The organism is Nonomuraea lactucae, from assembly GCF_003313395.1.
In the GTDB taxonomy this organism is placed as follows: domain Bacteria; phylum Actinomycetota; class Actinomycetes; order Streptosporangiales; family Streptosporangiaceae; genus Nonomuraea; species Nonomuraea lactucae.
This window is the reverse complement of the sequence record NZ_QNFZ01000722.1, coordinates 1-3,698: the sequence shown is the minus strand read 5'-3', so window position 1 is coordinate 3,698 and position 3,698 is coordinate 1. Positions and strand designations below refer to the sequence as shown.

Annotated in this window: 3 protein-coding genes and 1 pseudogene; 3 read left to right on the top strand and 1 reads right to left on the bottom strand. The window is 70.9% G+C overall.

Annotation, left to right across the window (positions count from 1 at the left end; all coding sequences use genetic code 11):
- Positions 1-297, top strand: a pseudogene (locus DQW85_RS26085) (hypothetical protein); the annotation flags it as partial.
- On the opposite strand, the gene DQW85_RS26080 reads toward DQW85_RS26085, so the two are convergent.
- Positions 237-638, bottom strand: coding sequence for a PH domain-containing protein (locus DQW85_RS26080; RefSeq protein WP_113702585.1), 402 nt, complete (start codon positions 636-638; stop codon positions 237-239). The pseudogene DQW85_RS26085 and the gene DQW85_RS26080 overlap by 61 nt on opposite strands.
- A gap of 85 nt (positions 639-723) precedes the next feature.
- Here DQW85_RS26080 and tyrS point away from each other — a divergent pair, with 85 nt between their 5' ends.
- Together tyrS and DQW85_RS26070 are read left to right on the top strand one after the other, a co-directional pair.
- On the top strand, positions 724-1,989 hold the full coding sequence (gene tyrS / locus DQW85_RS26075; protein WP_113702584.1) for a tyrosine--tRNA ligase: 1,266 nt from the start codon (positions 724-726) through the stop codon (positions 1,987-1,989).
- Positions 1,990-2,562: 573 nt separating this feature from the next.
- Positions 2,563-3,168: an HAD family hydrolase gene (locus DQW85_RS26070; protein ID WP_113702586.1), complete on the top strand. Its 606-nt coding sequence runs from the start codon at positions 2,563-2,565 to the stop codon at positions 3,166-3,168.
- The last annotated feature ends 530 nt before the right edge of the window (positions 3,169-3,698 follow it).

Below are 3,698 nucleotides of genomic sequence, written 5' to 3'. Positions count from 1 at the left end.
GGCGCGCTCGCCGGACGGGAAGGCCACGGGCCCGGGCAGGGCTTGCTCGGCGGGCATCAGGGCGCGGGCGCGGCCTGGTCGTCCGCGGTGCCCGCCGGTGTCGCCGCGGTGCTGGAAGGCCGGCCGGCCGACCCCCGCTCGATCAGATCAGGCCCGCGCACCGGGATCTCGACCGCCAAGGACACGCCATGGAGGTTCTGGATCGACGGTGATCCCACCGTCTCGCCGTACCGGCCTCACGTGCCGCGCCGGCGCAGCACCTCGGCCACCTCGGTGGGGGAGACTCCCAGGTCGTGAGCGCTGAAGATGTGCAGGTCGTCGCCGGTGTCGATCTCCAGCATCTCGCTCCGCCGGCCGTACCTCCTGCGCACGTCCACCTTGATGTCCTCGATCCGGTCCCACGGCACGTGGCGCCTGCCCACGAAGCCGCGCACCACGGTGATGCCGCTCTCGTCGGCCGCCAGCCGTACCGGGACGAGGAGATCACGCAGCCCCATGGCGCCGACCAGCACCGCCGCCGGGACTGCCAGAATCACCCCGCGCACGTCGCCGGCGGCGTACCAGTAGGCGGCGAGACCGGCACACGCCAGAGCCCCTAAAATCTTGAAAACGGCCAGCTCGCGACGGACCCTCCACATGGGAGCCGACACTATCCAAGTGGCGGTCACTCGGCGCGATCAGGCACGCTGTAAAGACTCGACAAACTACTCGAAAGCCGGCACCGTGACCGACATCATCGATGAGCTCGAATGGCGCGACGTGCTCGCGCAGACCACCGACATCGACGCCCTGCGCAGGGCGCTGTCGGAGGGCCCGATCACGGTCTACGCGGGCTTCGACCCGACGGCTCCGTCACTGCACGTGGGCAACCTCGCCACGCTGCTGATCCTGACCCGCTTCCAGCGGGCCGGCCACCGGCCGATCGGGCTGGTCGGCGGCGCCACCGGCCTCATCGGCGACCCCAGCGGCCGCAGCACCGAGCGGGCCCTCAACACCTCGCAGGTCGTGGCCGAGTGGGTGGCGAGGATCCGCGTGCAGGTGGAGAGGTTCCTGTCCTTCGACGAGGGCCCCACCTCGGCGACGCTGGTCAGCAACCTCGACTGGACCGCCGGGCTGACCGCCATCGACTTCCTGCGCGACGTCGGCAAGCACTTCCCGGTCAACCGCATGCTGGCCCGCGAATCGGTGGCGGCCCGGCTGGGCGGCGACGGGCTCAGCTACACCGAGTTCAGCTACCAGATCCTGCAGGCCAACGACTACCTCGAGCTCTACCGCCGCCATGACTGCACCCTGCAGCTCGGCGGCAGCGACCAGTGGGGCAACATCACCGCCGGCGTCGACCTGATCCGCCGCGTGGAGGGCGCCCACGTGCACGCGCTCACCGGCAAGCTGATCACCAAGGCCGACGGCACCAAGTTCGGCAAGACGGCGGGCGGCGCGATCTGGCTCGACCCCGAGCTGACCTCGCCGTACGCGTTCTACCAATACTGGCTGAACGCCGACGACCGCGACGTGGTCCGCTTCCTGAAGGTGTTCACGTTCCGCTCGCGCGAGGAGATCGACATCCTGGACAAGGCCGTCGCCGAGCGGCCGTTCGCCCGCGAGGCGCAGCGCGCGCTGGCCGAGGACATGACCAGGCTGGTGCACGGCGACGCCGAGCTGGCGGCGGTGGTGGCGGCGTCCAGGGCGCTGTTCGGGCAGGGCTCGCTGGAGGAACTTCCCGCCGCCACGCTGGAGGCGGCGCTGGCCGAGGTGCCCAAGGCCACGGTCTCCGAGCTCGGGGCGTCGTTCGTGGACCTGCTGGCCGAGAGCGGCCTGGTCGAGTCGAAGTCGGCGGCCCGCCGCGCGGTCAAGGAGGGCGGCGCCTACCTCAACAACGTCAAGATCACGGATGAGGCGTACACGCCTTCCACCGAGGACCTGCTCCACGGGCGGTTCATGGTGCTGCGGCGCGGCAAGAAATCGATCGGCGGCGTCGAGGTCGGCTGACGACCGGGCGGCCGCGCCGGGTGGCACCGGCGGCGGGCGTTGGGCGTCCTCGCACCGGCGCCCCCTCCCACACGGCCGTTCCCGCCGCGCCGCAACGGTTACCCCAGCGGGCCTGCCGGGCGAGCCTCCTTTCCGCGGACCGCCCGAGGGCTCGTCGCGGCGGCAAGTGGCGGCCGTGCCGCGCCCACTACGCGGCTGGCTGCACTGCCGATCGCACGGCGTCTCAGGCACGCCCCCCGCCTGCCGGGCCGCCCGCACTTTGCTGCTGCCACTGCGGGCGGCCACTGCGGGCGGCCACTGCGGGCGGCCGTTGTAGGCGGGCCAGTATCGATCGGGGGCCCTTTCGGGCGACGGCCCAGCCGTCGCGACCGTGCTGCGGGCGCGGCGCGGAGGTGGGCGGCACTTCGGACCAGGCGGCCCGATCCGTTCCCTCTCCGTGCCGGCGTGCGGCGGCCGGGCGGCCCGGTCCGTTCCCTCTCCGTGCCGGCGTGCGGCGGCCGGGCGGGCGCGGAGGGCGGTCGGTGGTTGGCGAGTCATACGCGCCGGGAGAAGACTCCCCATAGGCTCGTGAACATGCATGACGTGATCGTTTTCGACCTGTACGGTGTGATCGCGCGTACCCAGACGGACGAGGCCAAGAGACAGCTCGTCGGCTTGGCCGGGGTGCCGGAGGAAGGCTTCTGGGAGGCGTACTGGGCCTGCCGCCCCGCCTACGACGCGGGGCAGGACTCCGTCGCCTACTGGGCCGCGGTCGCCGCCCGCCTGGGAGCCCGCTTCACCGACGTCCCCGCGCTCGTCGAGACCGATCTCGACAGCTGGAGCCAGGTGGACGACGAGATGGTGGCCCTGGTGTGCGAGCTGGCCGACCAGGGCCACACGCTCGGGCTGCTCTCCAACATCATCGAGGAACTGGTGCCCGTCTGGGAGACCCGTCACGGGGAGTGGCTGGGGCGGTTCAAGGCGCTGACGTACTCGTGCCGGATCGGGGTGGCCAAGCCGGACCGTCGCGCGTACGAGATCTGCGCGGCGCGGATGGGCGTGCCGCCGTCGCAGGTGCTGTTCTTCGACGACAGCGAGGTGAACGTGGTGGCGGCGCGGGAGGCCGGTATGGCGGCGGAGCTCTTCACGTCACCCGCACAGGTGCGCGCCTTCGTGACGGGCCCCGGCCGGGAGCGGTGAGGCGAGCCTCCTCATCCCATGCCCACCGGCATCCTCGTCGTTCTCGCCGCGGGCGGGCAACGACCACCGGTCCGAGATGCGCCTTCGTGCAGGCTTGGGCGGCATCCGACAGGGGGACTGGCGCGGGAAGCGCGGTGCCGGCGGGCCGGGCGATTTGACGAGGGGCGGATCGCGATCTAATCTTCACTTCGCCCGGGAGTGAGCCGGACGCCGGACAGGCGGACGGGCCCCAGGGCCAAGCCCCTTGAGAACGGACCAACTCGGCCGAGGCGCTTCGCCGCGCTCAGGTTCGGGTCGTCATGGGCGCCTCCAGATCACCGGAAAATCGGTTGATTGGACAAGCGCTTGATGCCACGGTAAGTTGCGAGGGTTGCCCCGGAGACGGGGCGCCAAGATCAACGGCCCTGAGGTTGACGGGGGTCGGTCGGTCTGATAAAGTTAGCCTGTGAAGTCTGCGCCTCCTGCAGTTGGGGAGTTCGCGTCCGTTTCTTGAGAACTCAACAGTGTGTTAAAAGCCAGTGCATTTATGC

Excerpts from the sequence above, each read along its gene's own strand:
- DQW85_RS26080 (WP_113702585.1), bottom strand. The coding sequence starts at position 638 with ATGTGGAGGGTCCGTCGCGAGCTGGCCGTTTTCAAGATTTTAGGGGCT.
- DQW85_RS26070 (WP_113702586.1), top strand. The coding sequence starts at position 2,563 with ATGCATGACGTGATCGTTTTCGACCTGTACGGTGTGATCGCGCGTACC.